Source organism: Maritimibacter harenae (assembly GCF_009882975.1).
GTDB lineage: Bacteria > Pseudomonadota > Alphaproteobacteria > Rhodobacterales > Rhodobacteraceae > Maritimibacter > Maritimibacter harenae.
Map to the genome: position 1 here is coordinate 1 of NZ_WTUX01000068.1, position 21,047 is coordinate 21,047.

At 60.5% G+C, this 21,047-nt stretch carries 19 protein-coding genes and 1 pseudogene; 14 read left to right on the top strand and 6 right to left on the bottom strand.

Going from position 1 to position 21,047, the window contains the following annotated elements; genetic code table 11:
* Positions 1 to 180: 180 nt before the first annotated feature.
* Together GQE99_RS20560 and scpB are read left to right on the top strand one after the other, a co-directional pair.
* Complete coding sequence (locus GQE99_RS20560; protein ID WP_037932051.1) at positions 181 to 1,080, top strand: DUF1403 family protein; 900 nt, start codon at positions 181 to 183, stop codon at positions 1,078 to 1,080.
* Between the two features lie 2 nt (positions 1,081 to 1,082).
* A complete protein-coding gene (scpB, locus tag GQE99_RS20565) occupies positions 1,083 to 1,724 on the top strand; it encodes an SMC-Scp complex subunit ScpB (RefSeq protein ID WP_037932048.1) in 642 nt (213 codons plus the stop codon).
* Here scpB and GQE99_RS21995 read toward each other — a convergent pair.
* The 3 genes from GQE99_RS21995 to GQE99_RS20580 are packed head-to-tail and all read right to left on the bottom strand — an operon-like array spanning position 1,698 to position 5,228.
* The gene (locus tag GQE99_RS21995) at positions 1,698 to 2,714 is read right to left on the bottom strand and encodes a TniQ family protein (protein ID WP_073194628.1); all 1,017 of its coding nucleotides are present in this window, start codon (positions 2,712 to 2,714) and stop codon (positions 1,698 to 1,700) included. The two genes, scpB and GQE99_RS21995, sit on opposite strands and share 27 nt — an antisense overlap.
* Positions 2,711 to 3,592: a TniB family NTP-binding protein gene (locus GQE99_RS20575; RefSeq protein ID WP_037932044.1), complete on the bottom strand. Its 882-nt coding sequence runs from the start codon at positions 3,590 to 3,592 to the stop codon at positions 2,711 to 2,713. Before GQE99_RS20575 ends, GQE99_RS21995 begins: the two co-directional genes overlap by 4 nt.
* A gap of 1 nt (position 3,593) precedes the next feature.
* Complete coding sequence (locus GQE99_RS20580; RefSeq protein ID WP_037932042.1) at positions 3,594 to 5,228, bottom strand: Mu transposase C-terminal domain-containing protein; 1,635 nt, start codon at positions 5,226 to 5,228, stop codon at positions 3,594 to 3,596.
* Between the two features lie 145 nt (positions 5,229 to 5,373).
* On the opposite strand from GQE99_RS20580, the gene GQE99_RS20585 reads away from it, so the two are divergent.
* Positions 5,374 to 6,387 (top strand): hypothetical protein, encoded by a 1,014-nt coding sequence (locus GQE99_RS20585; RefSeq protein ID WP_161353827.1) that lies wholly within the window; start codon positions 5,374 to 5,376, stop codon positions 6,385 to 6,387.
* A gap of 55 nt (positions 6,388 to 6,442) precedes the next feature.
* On the opposite strand, the gene GQE99_RS22000 is transcribed toward GQE99_RS20585, so the two are convergent.
* Genes GQE99_RS22000 through GQE99_RS20600 form a run of 3 tightly spaced genes read right to left on the bottom strand, consistent with a single transcriptional unit; the run spans position 6,443 to position 9,919 of the window.
* The gene (locus GQE99_RS22000; protein WP_367022248.1) at positions 6,443 to 6,772 is read right to left on the bottom strand and encodes a TetR/AcrR family transcriptional regulator; all 330 of its coding nucleotides are present in this window, start codon (positions 6,770 to 6,772) and stop codon (positions 6,443 to 6,445) included.
* Between the two features lie 55 nt (positions 6,773 to 6,827).
* Positions 6,828 to 8,438, bottom strand: coding sequence for a GMC family oxidoreductase (locus tag GQE99_RS20595; protein WP_161353829.1), 1,611 nt, complete (start codon positions 8,436 to 8,438; stop codon positions 6,828 to 6,830).
* Between the two features lie 35 nt (positions 8,439 to 8,473).
* A complete protein-coding gene (locus tag GQE99_RS20600) occupies positions 8,474 to 9,919 on the bottom strand; it encodes a coniferyl aldehyde dehydrogenase (protein WP_161353830.1) in 1,446 nt (481 codons plus the stop codon).
* A gap of 95 nt (positions 9,920 to 10,014) precedes the next feature.
* On the opposite strand from GQE99_RS20600, the pseudogene GQE99_RS20605 reads away from it, so the two are divergent.
* The 11 genes and pseudogenes from GQE99_RS20605 to GQE99_RS20655 form a co-directional block, all read left to right on the top strand.
* A pseudogene (locus GQE99_RS20605) lies at positions 10,015 to 10,254 on the top strand (transposase); the annotation flags it as partial.
* 397 nt (positions 10,255 to 10,651) lie between these two features.
* Positions 10,652 to 11,413, top strand: coding sequence for an enoyl-CoA hydratase/isomerase family protein (locus GQE99_RS20610; RefSeq protein ID WP_268892767.1), 762 nt, complete (start codon positions 10,652 to 10,654; stop codon positions 11,411 to 11,413).
* Between the two features lie 11 nt (positions 11,414 to 11,424).
* Positions 11,425 to 12,663, top strand: coding sequence for a thiolase family protein (locus GQE99_RS20615; RefSeq protein WP_093455119.1), 1,239 nt, complete (start codon positions 11,425 to 11,427; stop codon positions 12,661 to 12,663).
* A gap of 9 nt (positions 12,664 to 12,672) precedes the next feature.
* A complete protein-coding gene (locus tag GQE99_RS20620; RefSeq protein WP_093455116.1) occupies positions 12,673 to 13,809 on the top strand; it encodes an acyl-CoA dehydrogenase family protein in 1,137 nt (378 codons plus the stop codon).
* 11 nt (positions 13,810 to 13,820) lie between these two features.
* Entirely contained in the window at positions 13,821 to 14,594 is a 774-nt protein-coding gene (locus GQE99_RS20625) for an SDR family NAD(P)-dependent oxidoreductase (protein WP_093455115.1), read from the top strand.
* A 4-nt stretch (positions 14,595 to 14,598) separates the two neighbouring features.
* A complete protein-coding gene (locus tag GQE99_RS20630; RefSeq protein ID WP_093455118.1) occupies positions 14,599 to 15,714 on the top strand; it encodes a CaiB/BaiF CoA transferase family protein in 1,116 nt (371 codons plus the stop codon).
* Positions 15,711 to 16,592, top strand: a complete 882-nt coding sequence (locus GQE99_RS20635; RefSeq protein WP_093455114.1) for a branched-chain amino acid ABC transporter permease — start codon at positions 15,711 to 15,713, stop codon at positions 16,590 to 16,592. Before GQE99_RS20630 ends, GQE99_RS20635 begins: the two co-directional genes overlap by 4 nt.
* 4 nt (positions 16,593 to 16,596) lie before the next feature.
* Positions 16,597 to 17,676: a branched-chain amino acid ABC transporter permease gene (locus GQE99_RS20640; protein ID WP_093455113.1), complete on the top strand. Its 1,080-nt coding sequence runs from the start codon at positions 16,597 to 16,599 to the stop codon at positions 17,674 to 17,676.
* Entirely contained in the window at positions 17,673 to 18,440 is a 768-nt protein-coding gene (locus GQE99_RS20645) for an ABC transporter ATP-binding protein (protein WP_093455112.1), read from the top strand. Before GQE99_RS20640 ends, GQE99_RS20645 begins: the two co-directional genes overlap by 4 nt.
* Positions 18,437 to 19,207 carry an ABC transporter ATP-binding protein gene (locus tag GQE99_RS20650; protein WP_093455111.1) on the top strand — a complete coding sequence of 257 codons (771 nt, stop codon included), beginning with the start codon at positions 18,437 to 18,439 and terminating at the stop codon, positions 19,205 to 19,207. The genes GQE99_RS20645 and GQE99_RS20650 overlap by 4 nt, the downstream gene beginning before the upstream one ends.
* Entirely contained in the window at positions 19,198 to 21,042 is a 1,845-nt protein-coding gene (locus GQE99_RS20655) for an AMP-dependent synthetase/ligase (protein WP_093455110.1), read from the top strand. The genes GQE99_RS20650 and GQE99_RS20655 overlap by 10 nt, the downstream gene beginning before the upstream one ends.
* The last annotated feature ends 5 nt before the right edge of the window (positions 21,043 to 21,047 follow it).

The following is a 21,047-nucleotide window of genomic DNA, read 5'->3' on the forward strand; positions in this document are numbered from 1 at the left end:
CCTGAGTCTCGTAATCTCCGGTCACCCGACATTGTTTTTGGGCATTTTGCTCATGTTTCTGAGCATATCGCAGTAATGTCCGATAATGCAAACTTATTGGACATAGTGGAGAGTGGTAAGGTGGGGCGCTTTGTGCACTATATGTTGGACGAAAGCGCCGCCATGCAGTAGTATCGGGGCATGAACTATGCCCGGCATCCTGCCCGAAGCAACCCTGAGACTATACCCCGGCTGCCGCCCTGGATCACCTCTGGGCGGGCGCAAACCCCTGAAGATGTGTCCTTTTTGTCAGGCGCGGCGCTCAGCTATCTGCATGTTGTGTTGGGGCATGAGAGCGTCCCCAAACCCTTGTTGCGCAACAGATTGGCTTTGCGCGCGGCAGAGGTCTGTGTGGCGTTTTCCGGGCGATCCGAAAGGTCGGGGGAGTTGCGCGACGAGATCGCTTTGCTGCGACCGGGAGATCAGCCGGGGCCAGCGGGGCAGGTCTGTCAGATGTGGATGCGGGCGGTGGAGCGACCGGTCTCAATCCGGTCCCAGCATCGTGCGATGCCGCAGCATGATCCGGAACGGATTGCGGTTTGGCTCGACCAGCCCCACTCAGGCCAGGGTGGCCCGGTGGATCGGGCGGCGTTGGTGCTTGGGGCTGTGCTGGCTGACGCTCCGCAGCATGGGGCTGCCGCCTTGGTTCTGGCGGATGCGGCCCTTGCGCAGGCGCTTGGCTGGGATCACGTGATCCCCTTGCTGGCGGTCGGTATGATGCGTCGCGACTTGCGCAAGACCGATGACGACTTGCGCCTGGCCTGCCACGAAGCCATCGTTACGTCTGTGACCGAGGCAGCGCGGATGGCTGCTGATCTTGCGCAGCGCGCAGCGCGGCTTAGCGCGATTGCGCCGAAGCTGCGGGCCAGGGGGTCGGATGAGGCGGTTCAGATGTTCCTGAACCGGGATGCGGTGGCACCTTCGGCGCTTTCCTCGCTGAATTCGGATCGATCGGCCCGGCGGTTCTGTGATCGGTTGGTGGAGCTGGGCGTGGCGCGGGAACTGACCGGGCGCGATACGTTCCGGCTTTATGGGGTGTAACAATGGCCAAAGATCGGTCAGACTTGGATCTCGACAAAGAATTGGCTGGCCTGCCTCAGGCCTTGCGCTGGCGCGAATGGATGCGGCGGATCGAGGCTGTGCTGTTTGCCTCTGCCACGCCGGTGCCGCGGGAAGACCTGACCCGGGTTGTGGGGCAGGGGGCATCGGTTGATCTGCTGGTAGAAGATCTCGCGGCTGATCTCGAGGGCCGCGCCTTTGAGGTGGCCAAGGTTGGGGATGGGTGGACGTTGCGCACCCGCTCGATCTATGCGCCCGCGATCCGAGCCGCAGCGGATGTGGGCGAGCAGCTGTTGGATCTGCGAGAGTTCGACGTCGCGGTGCTTGCCGCGATTGCTTATTACCAGCCGATTACGCGCGATGGGCTGAAGGACATCTTCGGGCGAGAGATCAGCCGCGACCTGATCGGTCGGTTACATGATCGCGGGCTTATCGGCACCGGCCCGCGCGCGCCCAGGCGCGGCGCGCCCTATACGTTTGTCACCACCGAGACGTTCCTCACCGCGTTCGATCTGGAGACGCTTCAGGACTTGCCGGACCGGGAACAAATGCAGGATGCCGGACTCGGAGCCGAAAGCGGTTCGAATTCGATGTCCCTCTCAAGCTTGTCTCGAACGTCTGTTTGATTGAAGACGGCCGATGGCCTGCAATAGGTCTGTCAGATCGGGGCGAGCCGGACGTGTGTTCTGTTCCGCGGAGTTTCGAAGGATGACCCTCTTGCTGAAGGATGAGGCCAGCCCTGGAAAAGTCGGCGCGGTCCGGGCAATGCGTGCCCAGAGGGCTGCGCCCGGGTTTTCGCACTGCCAATGGAACGGCATCGGGCCGTCTGTCAATTGACGGAACAGACGGAGGCGATCTCGGATCGACAGGTGCGCCATGGATTTGAGCTCGTCGCCAAAAGTGAAACAGGCCGAGCCAAGCAGAGTGGGAAGGGAGGTTTTTCCTGGCAGCCGATGCCCCGCTACATGCAATCGCAGCAGGTCGTTGAGCAGCCGTTCGAGCTGCTGGACGTCGTGTTCGGCACGCGCAGTGGCTTTGCGGAGATCGCCACCGCACCAAACGCAAATCTGCTGTGGCACAAGCCGGTCCTGCCTGGACGGGGCAACACCACCTCCGCAGGTGGGGCATATATCGCGCAATTGGCAGCCATGCCGGAAACAGGTCACCCGCGTGGCCAAAGTCCAGCCGCGCCGGAAATAGGGTGCATGATCTTCCCTCAGGCAGGCAGGACAATATTGCAGGCGAGTGACCTGCGGCCCGGACGCCTGGCGCGCCTGAGACACGGTCAATAACCGCAAACGCAATCGAGCCAGCGGATCAGGTACAAGGGCCAGACCGGCGATATCCTCGGCAGGCACCCGGGTCTGTTCGACAAGAAAGTTGAGGACATGCTCGGGAAGAGCCCGGTCAAGTCGCGTCGACCAGCTCGCGCCTCTCAGTCCGAGAACGCGCCCGAAATATCGTGCCGGGACACCATTGGCCAATGCGAGCCGGTGCAGCCAACTTGACAGAAGCTCTCCCGGAGCCGGAGCGACATCCACGGGCCAGCCGCGTCCCACCTCGCTGGCATATCGGCGCGCAGGCGTGACGGTGATCCCAGGTGAAGACCGGTTCACGTCATCTCGTCGCGCAAAGCAGCGTTCCGGCGCCTCGACAGTGGAATGTAGTTAAGGGATGCAATGCTCGCTTCGGTGATTTGCTCCTCACCGTTCCTGATCGCGGCAATTGCGGCATTGCTGACAATGTCGACAACCTCTCCGATCAAACCTTCCGACAGATCATGAACGATCCTCGCCAGTGGCTGGCGCGAGAGCTCCGAGGGTAGGGCAAGCGGCATGCTGGCCTCAAGGCTGTCGAGGAGCGTTGCGAAATCCTCATCATACCCCCACCTCGGAATAGGGATCGTGTCAAACCGCGATCCCATCTCCTCGGTATTGTGGATTGCGTCGTAGACCGCGACCTCACCGACAAGCACAGGCGAAATGTCATGAACCCTGGCCATTCGGCGCAGGAACGAAAATATGGCTTTGACGTCCTGCCGTCGTCCCCGCAGGGCACTGTGGAATTCATCGAAAATGAGCACGCGGGGCTTCAGGCTTTCCAGCAGATGATCCACTTGCTCTCCCGCGCGTGACAAGCTTCTCCAGCCAGCTGCCTGAGGGGCGCGCAGGCCGGAAAGAATGCTGGCATAGAAATGGGATAGGCCGGCGCCTTCCCGGGTCTGGATTACCCAGACCCTTTGCCGATCCGACTGTCGTAAATGCTCGATGGCGAAGCGTTCGGCAATCATCGTTTTGCCGTTGTGATAGGGGCCCGCCAGCAACACGCCCCGCGGGCGCAAGGAGGATGGCCGGTCTAGCAGAAGATGCATGGCGTCGTGGGCTTTGCCAGCGACCGGGTGGCTGATCCAGCGCGGCCCTCGGATATGGGTAATCCGAAGCGCATCCTCGGAACCAAGTAGCAACGCGGCGGAGGGAAGGAGGTGATCCGCCATCTCACCAATCCTCCACCGGAAAGACCCGTCGCGGGCGGTCCCGGGCCGGGCCCTCGCGGGTGGGTGCCGGGGAAGGGGCAAGTTTCTGATAGGGTTTTGGAGCATCGGCCGCATGTCTGGCGCGGGTCAATGCCTTCATCTGCTGTTTTCGCGATGCCGACGCATCCACGGTCGCGGCGATTTCGCGCCGGATCGCCGTTCTGTCTTCGACCGGGCGTCTTCCGGATTCGCGCAGCCGGTTTCGTTCGGCCTTGTGTTGCCACAGGGTGATCGGTTCGGACAAGCCGTCTCGCCGGCCGACCGCGCGCCAGGCTCCGGTATCGGGATCCCTGAGGTAGACGTGGCTCATGTCGCGCGGGTCGTAGCGAAGATCGAAGGCCTCCAGCCGGTCGCGCCGGGCGATCGATGGGCCGAGCCAGGGATCGAAATAGTCGATGGCGAAAAGGCTGATGCCTTGAGGTGAAATCCTGCGGGTGGTGTTGGGGAGGAAATTGAGCAAAACATCCATGGGATTGTCGGCGGGGCCTTCCATCACACGGCGCTTGCGTTCCCAATCATCCATCGGCACGGTCAGTTTCCGAGCGTTCTGGCTGAGATTGTGGTCAATTATCGCCAGTGCGATACAGCGTTCGAGGTCCGAGAAGCTGAGCTTCGCCCGGTCCGCGGATAGGTATTCACCCCGGTCCGCGATGGAGCGCCCGGTCTTTCCTGGCAATGACCGCAGCACTGTGTTCACCTTGCCGAGAAGGCGTTCGACAACACCGCCACGATGGACGGTCCCCTTGTTCCGGGTTTGAATGGCGATGCCATACTCCGCACATCCTCGGGTGAAACTGGCGCTTTTGAATTCCATTGCGGAATCCACCACGACCTGCTTCGGACGGCCAAACATCGGCCAGGCATGATTGATGTTGCGTTCGGCCAGCCAGTCTTCCTTGCGGCACATCGCCTGCGCCAGACAAAGCGCGACCGACAGGCGCGACGGTTGCTCTAGGGTCAGACAGAACCCGATGATTGCGCTTGTCGCGACATCCGCTGCGATCGTAAGGTAAGGCCGACCGACAAAGATACCCTGACCGTCGATGATTTCCACGAACTGGATATCGGCAGGGGTATGGTCGATCTGGACCACGTCAAGGGCGTGCTTGGCCCGGATATAGCCAGGTCGAGGTTTCAGACGGCGCAAGCTTTTTCCGCCGGAGTGTCGCCGACGTGCGATCTCTTCTGGTGTGAACAGCAGCGGGATGCGCTTTGCGACGGTGACGTAGGCTGGCGGAGAAAGCCCCTCGCTGGCACAGCGTGCGCGAATTTCCTCGATGATTGGAGCGAGGTCTGGTTGCTCGGGCCGAAGCCACATTTCCCGCAGCGTTTGCGCAATGATTTCCTCGACGGCCTGGCTGATCCTTGTGCGTCTGGCACCGCTCGTTCTTGGCAGAAGGGAAGACACTCGGCGTTCGTCACGGTATCGGCTCAAGTGGTTGTAGATCTGGCGCGCCGACAGGCGCAATTCGGACGCCGCGCGCGCGACCGCGTCTCGCATTGGTTCCGTGCCATCTAGAATGCGGTCCAGCTCTCGCGCAATGCGCGTGGCCTTGCTCCAGGCCTCGTCAGAGGGTTCCTGTCCGTTCAGCGTCATAAGCCGGTCGTCTCAGAGTGTCTCAACATCATTTTCCGCCCTAATTCTCTCGCTTATTGAAATGCGAGATAAAAATTGAAATCGCAACGTAATATTCTACGTCTATTTCCGCCTCATCCTGCTGAAATCGTTTAAGAACCTTTTGATGAAACGACAATGCAATTGCGACAAAGAGGATCTCTGGTTTCTGCCTGGGCCACTCGAGGAAGAACCGGATGATTTGCTTCCCGGGCCACGGGCAGAACCGCCCGACACTGCTGTCATCGCAGACTGGGCAAAGGCAGAAAGCGTTCACGCTGCTCGACTGGCACGGGTCGCTGGACGTCTGGGTGCTCTGGATGACCGGCTGCTGCGTGGCCCGGAAGGTTGGCGGCATAGGCTCGCGTTGATCGAGGCGGCGGACCTCAGCTGGTTCGCAGGGGATCGGGTGAGTTCTGATCGTCTGGCGCTCTGGGTATCGATGCGGTTGTCAGGCGCACAGGATGACCCAAATGCCCTGGCAAGAGTTGGATGGGCTGTTCGGCGCCTGACAGGCGGCCCCGGACCAAAGGGCGATTTGGCCGCCTTCCTGGATCGCCGTGATCCCGAGAACATTGAGGACAGTGCCGAGCGTCTCAAAGATCGCGCGGGCGGATGGCTGAAGGTATTGGCAGCTGCGGCCGATCTTCATCCAATCACGCGGGCTTGCATGGGGTATCACCTCTGGAGCCTCGCGGGCCTCGGACAATACGGAGACCAGATCGAAGCCGCCGTCACCGCGTCCAGGATCGCGGCAAGCGATGGCACCGGCGCCATCTTCGCACCGCTCGCTATGGGCGGGGCAGGGGGGCTGCGTGCCTCGGGCTTGCCGCCCGAACGTTTGGCCCGCTGGCTGGATGGGATGAGCAGCGCGATTTTATCGGCGATGCGAGTACTTGACGATACTGAAAGGTGGGCGGCGCGGGCGGAGTCCGACATGGCGCATTTGTCGGGTCGCACGCCGGTCGCCTTGCGTAAAGCTTTCTCTCAGTGGCCATTGGTCTCTGCACCAATGGCTGAATCCGTGACCGGAGCCAGTCGCGCCGCCATTCAACGCAATCTGGCGTGGATGGAAGAAAGCGGTTTGATCCGCGAGGTGACAGGGCAGGGGCGCTTCAGGATATGGACTCTCGAAAACTGAAAGTCGATTCCCGGGTGTGCTGGTTAATTTCAATGTGCCAGCATGACAGAGATTGTCATGCCGCGATGTTGCTACAAATGCAAACCGGATACGAGGCTGTCAAATGGACTTTCTCAAAAGCTGCCAATCTGTTGCGCGTCGCTGACATGGCGACCTCGCGGTATGACGGAATCCGCTTGCAGGACGTGACGGACGAGTTCGGTTGCTTTATTGCGCACCTTCGAGAAGGAGATTCGATTGTGCACTGCAGCAGGATGTCTTCCTTGTTCTTCACATAGTAACAGAGGGCAGGCTTGGAAACATCGAGCAGGTCGGCCAATTTGCCAATTGACGTTTCCGAATACCTCTTGGTGGTGAACTCGTGCGCGGCCGTATCCAGCAACACCCAGCGCTTCAGCTTCTGCTGATGCTCGGCATCCTTGGCCTTGCGGGCGAATTGATCAGGTTGCGGCTGCGTCCTCCTTAATCATGTCGGCGGATTTTTCACCGATCATGATACAGGTGGCATTGGTGTTGCCGTTGATGATCTCGGGCATGATTGAGGCATCGGCGACACGCACATTGGCCAGTCCCTTGACCTTGAGCCGCGCATCGACCACGGCCATGTCGTCGCGGCCCATCTTGCAGGTGCCGACCGGGTGATACGCATGGTTGACCTCGGCGCGCAGGTAGTCGTCGATCTCGGCATCGGTATTGAGATAACGCTTTGGGTAAAGCGGCTTGGCGATCATATCCTTCAGCGGTGAGCCGTGCAGGATGTCCTGCGTCACCTTGAAGGCATTGCGCATGTCCTTCAGGTCATCGGCGTGATCCAGCAGGTTCAGGTCGATATTGGGCTCGGACCCCGGGTTGGCGTTCTTGAGCGTCAAACGCCCCCGGCTGCGCGGGTGACCGATATTGACAATCATGGTAAAGCCCCACTTGATCATCGACATGTAGTCATGGGCATGGTTGCGATAGGGCAACGGCACCATGTGAAGTTGGAAATCCGGGTTGTTCTTACCCGGCTCGGACCGCAGGAAGCCACCCGCCGCTGTGGGCGGATTGGCGAGCCAACCTTTGCGCCTGGTGAAATACTGGTAGAAGGCACCAAGGTTCTTGAGCGTGCCCAGTGGGCCAAGGGAAATTCCGGTGCGTTTCTTAGATTTGAACACGAACATCACGTCCGGGTGGTCATGCAGGTTTTCGCCCACGCCGGGCAATTCATGCTGCACCTTGATGCCATGTTTCTCCAACTCGGCCCGGGGTCCGATGCCCGAGAGCATCAGGACTTGCGGCGAGCCGAAGGCCCCGCCGCTGACGATGACCTCCTTGTTCACCCCGACCCGCTTGGTTTCGCCGCCCTGGTCGTATTCGACGGCCACCGCGCGCCCGTCTTCCATGACGATCCGGCGCACCGTGGCCTTAACCTGGATATCCAAGTTCTTGCGGTCCGTGATCGGGTCGAGATAGCAGAACTTGACCGAGGCGCGTTCGCCGTTCTTGGTGGTGAACTGGTAGATGCCCAGCCCTTCGCGATTGGCGCCGTTAAAATCCGGGGTCTTGGGGTATTCCAGCTTCTCGCCCGAGGAGAGGAAGGCGTTGTAGAAATCAAACGAGGCATCGCCGTTGCTGACATGCAAGGGACCGCTGTCGCCGTGATAGTCATCCGCACCGCGTTCGTTGTTTTCGGCCTTTCGGAAATAGGGCAGCACCTCGTCATAGCTCCAGCCTTCGTTGCCGAGTTCGGACCAGCGGTCATAGTCACCGGATTCGCCACGGATATAGACCATGCCGTTCATGCCGGACGAACCGCCCAGCATCTTGCCGCGCGGGTTATAAAGCGCACGGTTGTTAAGATTTTTCTGCGGCGTGGTGTTGAAGCGCCAGTTCAGCTTGTTGATTTTGTAGTTCTGGATCAGCCCGGCGAACATGCCGGGAATCGAAACGAATTTCGAGTTACCCGGACCCCCTGCCTCGAGAAGCGTGACGGTAGTGTTCGGATCCTCGGATAGCCGCGCGGCAACCACTCCTCCCGAAGATCCTCCACCAATGACTACATAATCTGCCATTGTTACTCTCCCTGTTACCATTTTTTGTGTCTGTGTCAGACGATTTTCTTCATGACCGCCAAGAGCGTGTCGGTGAGCCTGCTGTAGGGCGGATTCAGAAGGTTGGCCGAGTTCAGCCGCGCCTGCCGGAAGACCGGCTTGTGGGCGCTGAAACTGTCAAACCCAGCCTTGCCGGTATGGGTGCCCATGCCGCTGGCCCCAATGCCGCCGAAGGGCAACTTTTCCTGGAACACGTGGAACAGGGTTTCGTTGACGCACATCCCCCCGGCCCAGGTGTTTTGCAGCATGTGTTTTTCACGGGCGCGGTCATGGCCAAACCAATAGAGCGCCAACGGACGGTCATGGCTGTTGATATAGCCCGTGACCTCATCCAGGCTGTCATAGGTCTTGATCGACAGAACCGGGCCGAACACTTCCTCCTGCATCACTGCCATGTCGTCGCTGGGGTTGATCACTATATTCAGCGGCAGAATCCGGTTGTTGGTATTGCCCTCGCCACCATCGGGGTTGACCGTCACCACCTTTGCCCCCTTGTCACGGGCATCGGTGACCAGATTGCGCAGCCGGTCGTAATGGCGGTCCGAAACGATCGTGGTGTAGTCTACGTTGCCATCGAGGTTGGGAAAGAACTTGGTAAAGCCCTTCTTCATATCCCCGACGAACCCATCAAGCTTTTCGGTGGGCACAAAGACGTAGTCCACTCCGATACAGGTCTGGCCACAGTTCAGCACCTTGCCGCGCAGGATCGAGCTGACCGCCTTGGCCGGATTATAGGAATGGTCGATGATCGCGGGGCTCTTGCCCCCCAGTTCCAGCGTGACAGGCGTCAGGTTGGGTGCCGCGGCCTGGGCGATCTTGCGCCCCACGGCGGTGGACCCCGTAAAGATCAGGTGGTCAAAAGGCAGTTCGGCAAAGGCATTGCCCAGCTCGGCCCCGCCGGTGACGACGGCCAACAGGTCCTCGTCAAAATTGTCGGAAACGAGATTGCCCAGAAGTTCGGTTGTATGTACCGTGACCTCGCTGGGCTTGATCATCATACGGTTGCCTGCGGCCAGCGCATGCACCGCCGGAAGAAGCGCGATGGCATAGGGATAGTTCCAGGGAGCGATATTGCCGATCACTCCTAGGGGCTGCGGCACCACCTTGCATGTGGCCGGCAGCGAATGCAGGCTTGTGCCCACCCGGCGCGGGCGCATCCATTTGCGCAGGTGACGGCGGGCATGTTTGGCGCCCTGGATGACAAGGAACAAATCGCTCAGCGTGGTTTCGCGCACCGAGCGGTTGCCGAAATCCTTGTCGATGACATTACAAATGTCGTGCTTGTGTTTCTCGGTCAGTTTCAGCAGCTTTTCGACATTGCCGCACCGTTCTTCGTAGGACGGGTAGGGGTTGGCATTGGAGGCGGCTTTCTGGCAGGTGAAAAGCGCCTTGAGATCGTCGATGGAGGTGTCAGGGACGATAGGCGTGGCATAGGAATTCATGGTTAGTCCTTTGTATCAATTTCGAGGAAGCGGCGCAGCATATCGCAGGCCATTGTCTGTTCTTCGGTCTTGAACATCCTGCTCTCCTATCGCGCCAGCACCGCACCAAGCTTCACAGCACCAACCCCATCGAGCGCCTGAACAAGGAAGTGAAACGGCGCGCAGATGTCGTCGGCATCTTCCCCAACGAGGCATCCATCACCCGCCTAATCGGCGCCGTGCTGTTCGAGCAAAACGACGAATGGCAGACCGCCAGCCGTTATATGATGGTCGAGGCATTCGCACAGATCGACAACGAGGAGACAGACCCAATTCTCAGCATCAAAGCCGCCTGATCATGACCTCGGGCCACCCGACAAATTACACCACGTGCGCGGACACTAACTCCTACTCGTTGCCGCTGTCGGGAGCGGGACCTGTCAGAAATCTGCGATGTGTAGCCGACTGAATTTGTTCGGTGTTGCCTGTTCGGCATTCCTGAAGCGCAAGCACACATGATTACCGACAGGCAGCAATTCCTGTGAGATTTCCTTCGCGAACAACGAGTCTCGCCCGAAAAAGCTGTCACTCTGATTCTCGGTTTTTTACAGGTTTTATGAACCCCCATTCGAGCGTTTCTTCCAAGGTGCTGTAATAGATAAGGAAATTTGATGTTGACAGCGCAGGCTTATTATTACTTACTGGTCAGTAAATAAAGGTATGAAAATGCAACATGCAAATGTCATTTTGGAGATGCGGGGATCGGCGGCCTGGTTGCGCCTGAACAGACCCACCGAATTGAACGCTCTTTCGCGGGACATGGTCTTGGAGCTTGGGGAGGCGCTTGAGCGCATTCGTCGTGACGAAAAGCTGCGCGTTGTGGTGCTGACCGGCAGCGGCCGGGCGTTCTGTGCGGGCGCTGATCTCAAGGCGGTGCAAGCTGGTCTGTCACAGGAGCGGTCCGACGACGGCGACTTCCTTGATGCCGTAGCGGAGGTTTTTCAGATTCTCCGCGATTTTCCCAAACCCGTCATTGGTGGCCTGAACGGCGTGACCGTCGCCGGCGGTCTGGAACTGGCCATGTGCTGCGACGTACTGATCACCGCAGAAAGCGCGAAGATCGGTGATGCGCATGCCAATTTTGGGGTCTTTCCGGGGGCCGGTGGCGCTGCTGTCCTGCCCTCTCGGATTGGCCTGCCGAACGCTAAATATCTGCTGTTTTCCGGCCGAAGTCTGCCGGCGCGCGATTGGTTGCGCATGGGGCTTGTGCAGGAAGTTGTTGCCGATGATGCGCTTGAGGCTCGTCTGGACACGTTCGCAAGTGATCTGGCTGACAAAAGCCCGCTCGTCCTGTCGCGCATGAAAGCGGTCGCCAACGCGTCAGTAGATATGTCGCAAGCCGAAGCTCTGGTCTGGGAATTGTCGGTCCTGCGCGACCACCTGACATCAAACGACGCTGCCGAAGGGCTGGCGGCGTTTTCGGAGAAACGCAAACCGGTCTTTGCCGGAAACTGATGAGGACCAAGATGGACAAGGTTTACATAACCGGCGTGGCGATGACGCGCATGGGACGCCTGGACGGGGCGACTGTGAAGTCGCTGTCCCGCGAGGCCGTCACCGGGGCCCTGGCTGATGCCGGGATTTCCGCCGGTGCGGTCGAAGCCGCCTATTTCTCGAACGCCACCCAGCGGCATCTGGAAGGCCAGTTGATGATCCCGGGCCAGATCGCCCTGCGCGATATGGGGATCGAGGGCATTCCGGTTGTGAACGTCGAAAACGCCTGTGCCAGCGGATCAACCGCCCTGAACCTGGCGGCGCAGTTTCTGAAGGCAGGCGAAGGAGACGTGGCGTTGGCCGTCGGGGCCGAGAAGATGTGGACTGGTGACAAGGCCAAGATGTTCAGCTTTTTCGACTCGGGCTGGGAACTGGCGACTGCCGAGGAGAATGAAAAACAACTGCTGGCGCTGGGACATGGGATCGATCTGCCGGAAGGCAGCGAGTCCGAAAAACCCTATTCCGTTTTCATGGCCGTCTACGCCGCCTTTGCCCGCGCGCATATGCGCCTCTTTGGGACGACACAGGCGCAATTCGCGGCCATCGCGGCCAAGAACCACATGCATTCGGTGGAAAACGACAAGGCGCAGTTCCGCGATCCCTACACTGTTGGCGACGTGCTGGGCGCGCCGCCGATCACCTATCCGCTGACCCTGCCGATGTGCGCCCCGATGAGCGATGGCGGTGCTGCGGCGGTGCTGATGACCGAAGCGGGCATGAAGCGCCACGGCATTTCCCGAGACCGCGCCATCGAGTTGCGTGCCAGCGTGATCCAGACCGGTTCGGACCGGGATGGCGACGACTTTGAAAACCATCTGACCGCTAAGGCGGCCCGGCGCGCCTATGAGAAGGCCGGGCTTGGGCCCGAGGACGTCTCGGTCGCCGAGGTGCATGACGCCACTGCTGTGGGCGAGCTGATCCAGATCGAAAACCTTGGTCTTTTTCCCTTTGGTGAGGGCGCGGCAGCCTCCGAACGTGGCGAGACCACGATTGGCGGGCGTGTGCCGGTCAACCCGTCGGGTGGGCTGGAGTGCAAGGGCCACCCGATCGGCGCCACCGGTCTGGGGCAGGTCTATGAGCTTGTCAGCCAGCTGCGCGGCGAATGCGGCACGCGCCAGGTCGAAGGGGCAAAGGTGGCAATTGCAGAGAACGGTGGTGGGCTGATCGGGATCGAAGAGGCCGTGGCCTCGGTCCTGATTCTGGCACGATAGGAGAGCGAGATGTTCAAGACCGAAGAACAGACAATGGCCTGCGACATGCTGCGTCGCTTCCTCGATGACCAGATCGAACCGGAATACCTGAAGGTCAAGGATGCGCCGTTTGAAAAAGAGGTGATCCAGGGGTTCCTCACGCAACTGTCCGAATTCGGCCTGACCTCGGCCCCCCATCCCGAAGAGGCGGGTGGCATGGGGCTCGATTGGTCCACGCACCTGATGCTATTCGAAGAGGTCGGCGTCACGGCGATGGACATTGCGTTGCCGATCCTAATCAACGTGGTGGGCGCCGACCTTTTGCTTCGCCTTGGAACCGATGAACAACGCGCGCGCTATATCCCACAGCTTCTGGCGGGTGAGACATCCGTGGCCATCGGCATCTCTGAGCCGGGTGTCGGCTCGGACGTGGCGGCGGTCAAGACACGCGCCCGCAAGGATGGCGGCGATTGGGTGATTTCGGGCGAAAAGACCTGGATTTCGAACGGGCGTTTCGCCGATTTCCTGATCTGCACCTGCAACACCGGCGAGGGGTTGACGCATATCCTGGTCGACCGCAAGGAACACGGGTTCGAAACCCGCGACATCCCCAAGATCGGCCTCAATGCACAGTCGACCTCGCAGGTCTTCCTCGATGAGGTGCGGGTGCCCGTTGAGAACACCATCGGCGCCGAAGGGCGCGGGTTGCAGCAGACGCTGGTCGTGTTCGAACGCGCGCGGGTGCATATGGCGATGTGGGGCATCGCGCTGGCGCGCCGGGCGCTTGAGGAATCGATCCGTTACGCGCAAGAGCGCAACCAGCATGGCAAGCAGATCGCCGGGCATCAGATGATTGCCGACAAGATCGCCACCATGGCAACCGAGATCGACGCCGCGCGCCTGCTGACCCATCGTGCCGCCGGCATGATCGACCGCGATGAACGCTGCGACACGGAATGCGCCATGGCCAAGTGGTACGGCACCGAGATCGCGGTGAACGCCACGCGGCAGGCGGTGCAGATCCATGGCGGCAACGGCGTGACCCGCGAGTTCATCGTCGAACGCCTGGCCCGCGAAGCCATCATCGGGCCGATCCCGGACGGGACCACAGAGATTCAGAAACTGCTGATCGCCCGGTCCCTGACCGGTGTGGCGGCGTTCAAATAGGGGCCCAGGTCATGAAGATAGAAGGCAAGACCATTATCGTGACCGGCGGGGCCTCGGGACTTGGTGCTGCGACGGCAGAATACCTGCACGGGCTGGGTGCACAGGTGGCCATGTTCGACCGCGACATGGAACAGGGCACCGCGCTGGCCGACCGTTTGGGCGCGGACCGGGCCATGTTCCGGCAGGTGGATGTGACCAGCGACGAGCACGTGTCCGAGGCCATCTCGGCTGTGGTCGACCGCTTTGGCGCGCTGCATGTCGCCATCAACTGTGCCGGTGTGGTCAGCCCGATGAAGGTGGTCGACCGCGAGGGCGCACCTGCGTCTCTCGATGCCTTTCGCCGCACGGTCGAGATCAACCTTGTGGGCACGTTCAACGTGATGAGCCAGGCCGCCGCGCGGATGCTGGAAAACCCGCCCGAAGACGGGGAAGAGCGTGGCGTGATCGTCAACATCTCGTCCGGGGCGGCCTATGAAGGCCAGATCGGGCAGACTGCCTATGCCTCGTCCAAGGCCGGTGTGATAGGGCTCAACCTGCCTGCCGCGCGCGAGCTGGGGCCGAAAGGCATCCGTATCAACGCCATCGCGCCGGGACTGTTTGGCACACCGATGGTGATGAGCCTCGGAGATGAGGTCGTCGCCTCGCTCGAAGAAAGCGTCGAGGCCCCCAAGCGGGTGGGCCGGATGGAAGAATTCGCCCATGCCTGCGCTTTTCTGATCGAAAACAGCTACATGAACGGCGCGACCCTGCGTCTGGATGCCGCCACGCGGCTGCGGGCGAGGTGACGAGATGCTGACACGCAACGGTCCCCTCAAAGGTGTTCGGGTCATCGAAATGGCCGGGATCGGGCCTGCGCCCTTTGCGGCCATGCATCTGGCCGACATGGGCGCCGAAGTGGTGCGGATCACGCGCCCCGGTCAGGCTTTCCCCTTGCCGATCGATGAGAAACACAACCTGTTCAATCGCTCGCGGCGCAGTCTGGTGCTCGATCTGCGGCAGGCAAATGATGCTGAAAAGCTCTGGGGGCTGATCGAGCGGGCCGAGATTCTGATCGAGGGCTTCCGCCCCGGCAAGATGGAGAAACTCGGATTCGCTCCAGAGGCGGTTCTGGCACGCAATCCGGCGCTGGTCTATGGCCGCATGACCGGATGGGGACAGACCGGGCCGCTGGCACAGGCTGCCGGGCATGATCTGAACTATGCCGCGATCACGGGCGCGGTTCATGGGCTGGGCGAGGCCGACCGGCCCCCGCCCGCGCCAATGAACCTGATTGCCGATCAGGGTGGTGGCGCGATGATGCTGAATGTCGGCATCCTCGCGGCCCTGACCCATGCGCGCGCAACCGGCGAGGGTCAGGTGGTCGACGCGGCCATGTGCGATGGGGTCAACCTCTTGATGACCATGCAACACGGGCTGGCGGCCGGTGGGGCCTGGAGCGGCGAGCGCGCTGGCGATTTCATCAATGGCGGGGTGGCGTGGTATCGTTGTTACGAAACCGCCGACGGAAAGTTCATATCCATCGGCTGTGTCGAGCCACAGTTCTTTACCGAATTCCTGCGCCTGACCGGGCTGAGCGATGATCCGCGTTTTGCCGACCAATATGCGCCCGAGGCGCAGCCGGCCATGCGCGAGGCCCTGACCGAACTGTTCCTGACCCGGACACAGGCCGAATGGTGCGAGGTGCTGGAAGGCAGCGATGCCTGCTTTGCGCCGGTGGTGCCACTGGCCGAAGCTGCCACACACCAGCACAACCGGGCACGCGAGAGCTTTGTCACCGTGGACGGCATCGAAATGCCCGCCCCGGCCCCCCGATTCTCACAAACCCCGCCAGACATTCCGACAACCGGTGACGCCGGTTTCGTCGAAATGAACGAAATCCTAGAGCATTGGAGGGCCGCCATATGACCGGTCTGAGTTTCGCCGACGCCATACAGCTTTTGCTGGTCGGCCTGTCACAGGGCTGTCTCTACAGCCTGATCGCCATCGGCCTGGTGCTGGTCTACAAGGCTACCGAGCAGGTGAACTTCGCCCAGGGCGAGTTCATGATGCTGGGGGCCTTTGTAGGCTATCAGTTCATCGTGCTTTGGGGGTTGCCTTATTGGCTGGGGGCCTTGCTGACGCTCGTGTTCATGGGCGGGTTCGGTTACGGGGTCGACGCGCTTGTTGTGCGGCGGCTCACCGGGCAGCCGGTGTTCACCGTTTTTATCCTGACGCTGGCGCTGGGAATTGCACTGCGCGCCGTGGCCGGGATTGTATGGGGCTTTGGCAACTATTCGCTGCCTGCCCCGGTTGAGGGCAATCTGACGCTTGGGTCGGTCATCATTGGCTGGTCCAGCGTTCTGGCGATCCTGGTAACCGCCATCGTGGCCAGCGGGCTTTACGCCTTCTTCCGCTATGCCCGCCAAGGCGTGGCGATGCAGGCCTTGTCCCTGAACCAATTGGCGGCCTTTTACATGGGCATCCCCGTCAAGCGCCTGACCTCGTCCATCTGGGCCATGTCCGCAATCTTCGGCGCCATCGCCGGCCTGCTCCTGGGCCCGGTCACGCTGGTCTCGACGCAGATGGGATTTGTCGGCTTCAAAGCCTTTGCCGGCGCCATTGTCGGCGGGTTCGGATCGATCCCCGGCGCCGTTCTGGGCTGTTTGCTGATCGGCGTGACCGAGCCGTTCTTCGACATCATGTTCCCGACGTTCAAGGGCATCGGCGCCTATCTGATCATGTTCGTCGTGCTGCTGATCCGGCCCGAAGGGCTGCTGGCACAAATCTACGCAAAGAAGGTATAGGCTCATGCGCGTTCTTTTCCGCAAATCCTACAAGCAGGACATCCGCCTGTTTCGCGACCGCACACAGGCTTTCTGGTATCTGCTGTTCTTGTGTATCGCGCTTGCCGCCCCGCTGTTCCTTGACGGCTACTTTCTGGACGAATTGTCGTTTGTCTACATCTATGCCATCGCCGGCCTGGGTCTGATGATCCTCACCGGATTCTCGGGACAAGTGAGTTTCGGGCAGGCCGCCTTTGTTGCCATCGGCGCCTATGCTCATACCATCCTGCTCAGCCGCTACGGCGTGCCGTGGATCCTGTCGCTGCCCCTGGCGGCGCTGATCACTGGTTTGGTCGGGCTGGCCATCGGGCGCATCTGCGGGCGCATGCATGGCTTGTATCTCGCCATCGCTACGCTTTCGATTGCTATCGTGACCGAACGGCTGATCGGCGGCGGCGGCGATTTTACCGGCGGACATCGTGGCCTGCCGGTTCCGGGCATCGACATCTTCGGCATCGCCATCGACCAGAGCTGGAAGACCTACCTGTTAAATCTCGCCCTGTTTGTCGGCGCCATTCTGATGACGCGCAACCTGTTGCGCACACGGTCTGGCCGCGCCCTGATCGCGATCCGCGACAGCGAAGTTTCGGCCCGTTCGCTGGGCACGAATGTGGCCTTCTACAAAGCCTATGCCTTCTTCCTGTCGGCGGTGTTCGCCGGTCTGGCTGGTGGGCTTCTGGCGCATGCGTTCTACTACATTACACCGGAAACTTTCGGCATGGGTGAGAGCATTCGCCTGCTTCTTATGATCGTTGTCGGTGGGATCGGCACCATCCACGGGGCCATCTTCGGCGCGTTCTTCATCGTGCTGCTGCCCACCGTCCTGAGTTGGGTCAAGGTGCTGCTTCCCGGGGCCATAGCCACATCCGGCGGGTTCGACAGCCTCGCCTTCGGGATGATCCTTCTTGGCTTCATCCTGTTCGAACCTGATGGGCTCTATGGCCGCTGGGTCAAAATCCATCACTATTTCAACGTCTTCCCGATGTACAAGCGCCGCAGCTTCCAACGTCAGAAGACCTTCCTCAAGACGGAGCGTCTGAAATGAGCTGGCTTGAAGTCGAAAACGTGTCGCTGGCATTCGGTGGGCTGAAAGCCGTCGATAACCTGAGCTTCTCGGTGGAACCGGGCAAGGTATTCACCATCATCGGTCCCAATGGTGCCGGCAAGAGCACGGTGTTCAACCTGATCTGCCGCATCTATGACCCGCTGGAAGGCGATATCCGCTTTGGTGGCGAAAGCCTGCTGGGGGCCAGGCCCCACGAAGTGATCAACCACGGCATCGCCCGCACCTTCCAGAACATCGAATTGTTCGAGCATGCCTCACTTCTGGACAACCTGTTGATCGGCCGGTTCCGGCATGGGCGGTTCTCGCCGCTGAGCGAGCTGTTCTTCCTGCCCGGCCAATTACGCCAGGAACTGGAGCACCGCCGCAAGGCGGAAGAGGTTATCGAGTTTCTCGATCTCGAAGGCTACCGTCACGCCCGCGTCGCCGACCTGCCTTACGGCGTGCGCAAGAAAACCGAGATGGCGCGCGCGCTGGTCGCCAGCCCCGAGATCCTGTTGCTGGATGAGCCCTCCAGCGGGCTGACCACCGAGGAAACCGACGACACCGCCTTTGTGATCGAAGACATCCGCGAGGATCTGGGCATCACCGTGGTGATGATCGAGCACGACATGAAGCTGGTGAACAAGGTCTCGGACAAGGTTCTGGCAATCAACGAAGGCCGCTTCCTGGCCACCGGCAGCGCCTCGGAGGTGCAGGACGACCCGGATGTGCAGGCAGCCTATCTAGGGGGGGAAGCGGCATGAGCGAAGTTCTGAAAGTCCGCAATGTCGAAACCATGTATGGCCGCGTCATGGCGATCCGCGGTGTCAGCCTTTCGGTGCGCGAAGGCACCGTGGTCACGGTCATGGGATCGAACGGCGCTGGCAAGACCACTATCCTGAAAACCATCTCGGGGGCGCTCGACCCGTTCAAAGGTGAGATCACATTCAAGGGTAAGGCCATTACCGGCCTGGATCCGGATGTGATTGCCCGCACCGGTGTGGCCCATAGCCCCGAAGGACGCGAAGTGTTTGCGCTTTTGTCGGTGAAAGACAACCTGATGATGGGTGCCTATTGCCGCAAGGACCGCGACGAGGTGGCGCGCGATTTCGAAAAGGTGCTGGGCTGGTTCCCGGTCCTGCGCGAATTTCTCGACAAGCAGGCGATCTACCTGTCGGGCGGGCAACAGCAGATGGTGGCCCTTGGACGCGCCTTCATGGCACGGCCCAGCCTGATGCTGCTGGATGAGCCGTCGCTGGGTCTCTCGCCCCGGCTGATTTCCGAGATTTTCGCAATCATCAAGCGGATCAATGTCGAGGAAGGCATGACGATGCTGCTGGTGGAACAGAACGCCAGCGTCGCGCTTCCGGCCGCCGATTTCGGCTATGTGCTGGAAACCGGGCGGATCGTCATGGAAGGCGAACGCGACGTGCTGATGAACAGCGCCGATATCCGCGAATTTTACCTTGGCATCAAGGCCGACAGCGCGCGGGGCGACCGCCGCTGGAAAGCAAGGAAGACATGGCGATGAACGACATCTCTACACAAAACTGGACCCCGCCCGTCTTTGAAATCGACGGCTGCGACACACTGCCCAAGCTGTTTCGGCAGAACTGCCGGAAATTCGGGTCTGCGATCGCGATCCGCGAAAGGGATTTCGGCATCTGGGAAGAATACACCTGGACCGACTACTATCACCGGTCCCGGCAGGCAGGTTGTGCGCTGATGGCCTTGGGGGTCGATGCCGGCGACGTCGTGGCGATCATCAGCGAAGACAACAAGGAATGGGTGTTTTCCGATCTCGGCATCCAGTGCATCGGCGCGGTCACCCACGGGCTCTACCCGACCTTGCAGGAAAAACAGGTCGCCTATCAGCTCAACGACAGCGGCGCCAAGGTGTTGTTCGTCGAGGACGAGGAACAGCTCGACAAATACCTGCTGGTACAGGACGAGCTGCCGGGGATTGAAAAGGTCGTTGTCTACGACATGGAAGGCCTGCGCCGGTTTTCTCACGACAAGGTCATGGGATGGGAGGCGTTTCTCGAGCTTGCCGCGGACGGCGCCCCCGAAATGCACGCCGCCTTCGAAACCCGAATTGATGCCGGCAAGGGCGAGGACATCGCCACGCTGATCTATACCTCGGGCACCACCGGCGCGCCGAAGGGCGCGATGATCTCGCACCGGTTCTTTCTGGCGCAGGCCGACAACCACCCGGAAATGCCGCTGGGCCCGGGCGACGAAATCCTGACTTTCCTGCCGCTGTGCCACGCGGCCGAGCGCATCATCTCGGTCGCAACCCCGATCCGGCATGGCATCACCATCAATATTGCCGAAAGCGGTGAGACCTTTAATGCCGACATTCAGGAAGTGGCCCCGACTTTCATCTTTGCCGTGCCGCGGGTGTGGGAAAAGTTTTATTCCCGCATCTCTTTCATCATGAATGACGCCACCGCCTTTGGACGCTTTGCCTATACGCAGGCGCTGAAAGTGGCCGAACGCCGGGCAGATCTGCTGGCTGCGGGCAAACAGGTGCCGCTGGGCCTTTCCCTTTTTCACCGAGCGATCGATTTCCTTGTCCTGCGCAACATCCGCGTGGAACTGGGTCTGGCACGGGCGCATACGATCGTTTCGGGCGCCGCGCCGATCTCGGCCCGACTGCTTCGCTGGTTCAATGCGCTCGGCGTCTCTGTGCAGGAAGCCTATGGACAGACCGAGACTGGCATTGTCACTGCCACGGTTCCAGGCCAATCGCCCATCGGCTCGATCGGGCGGGCCATGCGCGGCGTCGAAGCCAAACTGGCCGAGGATGGCGAGATCCTGATACGCGCGCGGTCAAACTTCTCTGGCTACCTGAGCCAGCCGGAAAAGACCGCCGAGACCATGGTGGATGGCTGGGTGCATACCGGCGATGTCGGCAAGATGGACGACAATGGCGATCTGACCATTCTGGACCGCAAGAAGGACATCATCATCACCGCCGGCGGCAAGAACATCACGCCCTCGCAGCTGGAAAACGAGCTGAAATTCTCGCCCTACATCTCGGACGCGGTGATCATTGGCGACAAGCGCAAGTACCTAACCGTGCTGATCATGATCGACCAGGAAACGGTCGAGAAATACGCACAGGACAAGCGCATCCCGTTCTCGAACTACAAATCGCTCTGCGAAAGCGAGCCGATCATCGAGTTGATTGGCAACGAGGTGGACCGTGCGAATTCCGGATTTTCGCCGGTGGAACAAGTGAAGAAGTTCCGCCTGATCGACGTGCTTCTGACGGCTGAGGATGAGGAACTCACTCCGACGATGAAACTCAAACGCAACGAGGTCGAGCGTAAATACAAAGACCTCATTGAAACTATGTACTGAAACTT

Excerpts from the sequence above, each read along its gene's own strand:
- GQE99_RS20615 (WP_093455119.1), top strand. The coding sequence starts at position 11,425 with ATGGACAAGGTTTACATAACCGGCGTGGCGATGACGCGCATGGGACGC.
- GQE99_RS20645 (WP_093455112.1), top strand. The coding sequence starts at position 17,673 with ATGAGCTGGCTTGAAGTCGAAAACGTGTCGCTGGCATTCGGTGGGCTG.
- GQE99_RS20625 (WP_093455115.1), top strand. The coding sequence starts at position 13,821 with ATGAAGATAGAAGGCAAGACCATTATCGTGACCGGCGGGGCCTCGGGA.
- GQE99_RS20595 (WP_161353829.1), bottom strand. The coding sequence starts at position 8,438 with ATGGCAGATTATGTAGTCATTGGTGGAGGATCTTCGGGAGGAGTGGTT.
- GQE99_RS20620 (WP_093455116.1), top strand. The coding sequence starts at position 12,673 with ATGTTCAAGACCGAAGAACAGACAATGGCCTGCGACATGCTGCGTCGC.
- GQE99_RS20575 (WP_037932044.1), bottom strand. The coding sequence starts at position 3,592 with ATGGCGGATCACCTCCTTCCCTCCGCCGCGTTGCTACTTGGTTCCGAG.
- GQE99_RS20560 (WP_037932051.1), top strand. The coding sequence starts at position 181 with ATGAACTATGCCCGGCATCCTGCCCGAAGCAACCCTGAGACTATACCC.
- GQE99_RS20640 (WP_093455113.1), top strand. The coding sequence starts at position 16,597 with ATGCGCGTTCTTTTCCGCAAATCCTACAAGCAGGACATCCGCCTGTTT.
- scpB (WP_037932048.1), top strand. The coding sequence starts at position 1,083 with ATGGCCAAAGATCGGTCAGACTTGGATCTCGACAAAGAATTGGCTGGC.
- GQE99_RS20630 (WP_093455118.1), top strand. The coding sequence starts at position 14,599 with ATGCTGACACGCAACGGTCCCCTCAAAGGTGTTCGGGTCATCGAAATG.
- GQE99_RS20610 (WP_268892767.1), top strand. The coding sequence starts at position 10,652 with ATGCGGGGATCGGCGGCCTGGTTGCGCCTGAACAGACCCACCGAATTG.
- GQE99_RS20635 (WP_093455114.1), top strand. The coding sequence starts at position 15,711 with ATGACCGGTCTGAGTTTCGCCGACGCCATACAGCTTTTGCTGGTCGGC.
- GQE99_RS20580 (WP_037932042.1), bottom strand. The coding sequence starts at position 5,228 with ATGACGCTGAACGGACAGGAACCCTCTGACGAGGCCTGGAGCAAGGCC.
- GQE99_RS20600 (WP_161353830.1), bottom strand. The coding sequence starts at position 9,919 with ATGAATTCCTATGCCACGCCTATCGTCCCTGACACCTCCATCGACGAT.
- GQE99_RS20655 (WP_093455110.1), top strand. The coding sequence starts at position 19,198 with ATGGCGATGAACGACATCTCTACACAAAACTGGACCCCGCCCGTCTTT.
- GQE99_RS20585 (WP_161353827.1), top strand. The coding sequence starts at position 5,374 with ATGAAACGACAATGCAATTGCGACAAAGAGGATCTCTGGTTTCTGCCT.
- GQE99_RS20650 (WP_093455111.1), top strand. The coding sequence starts at position 18,437 with ATGAGCGAAGTTCTGAAAGTCCGCAATGTCGAAACCATGTATGGCCGC.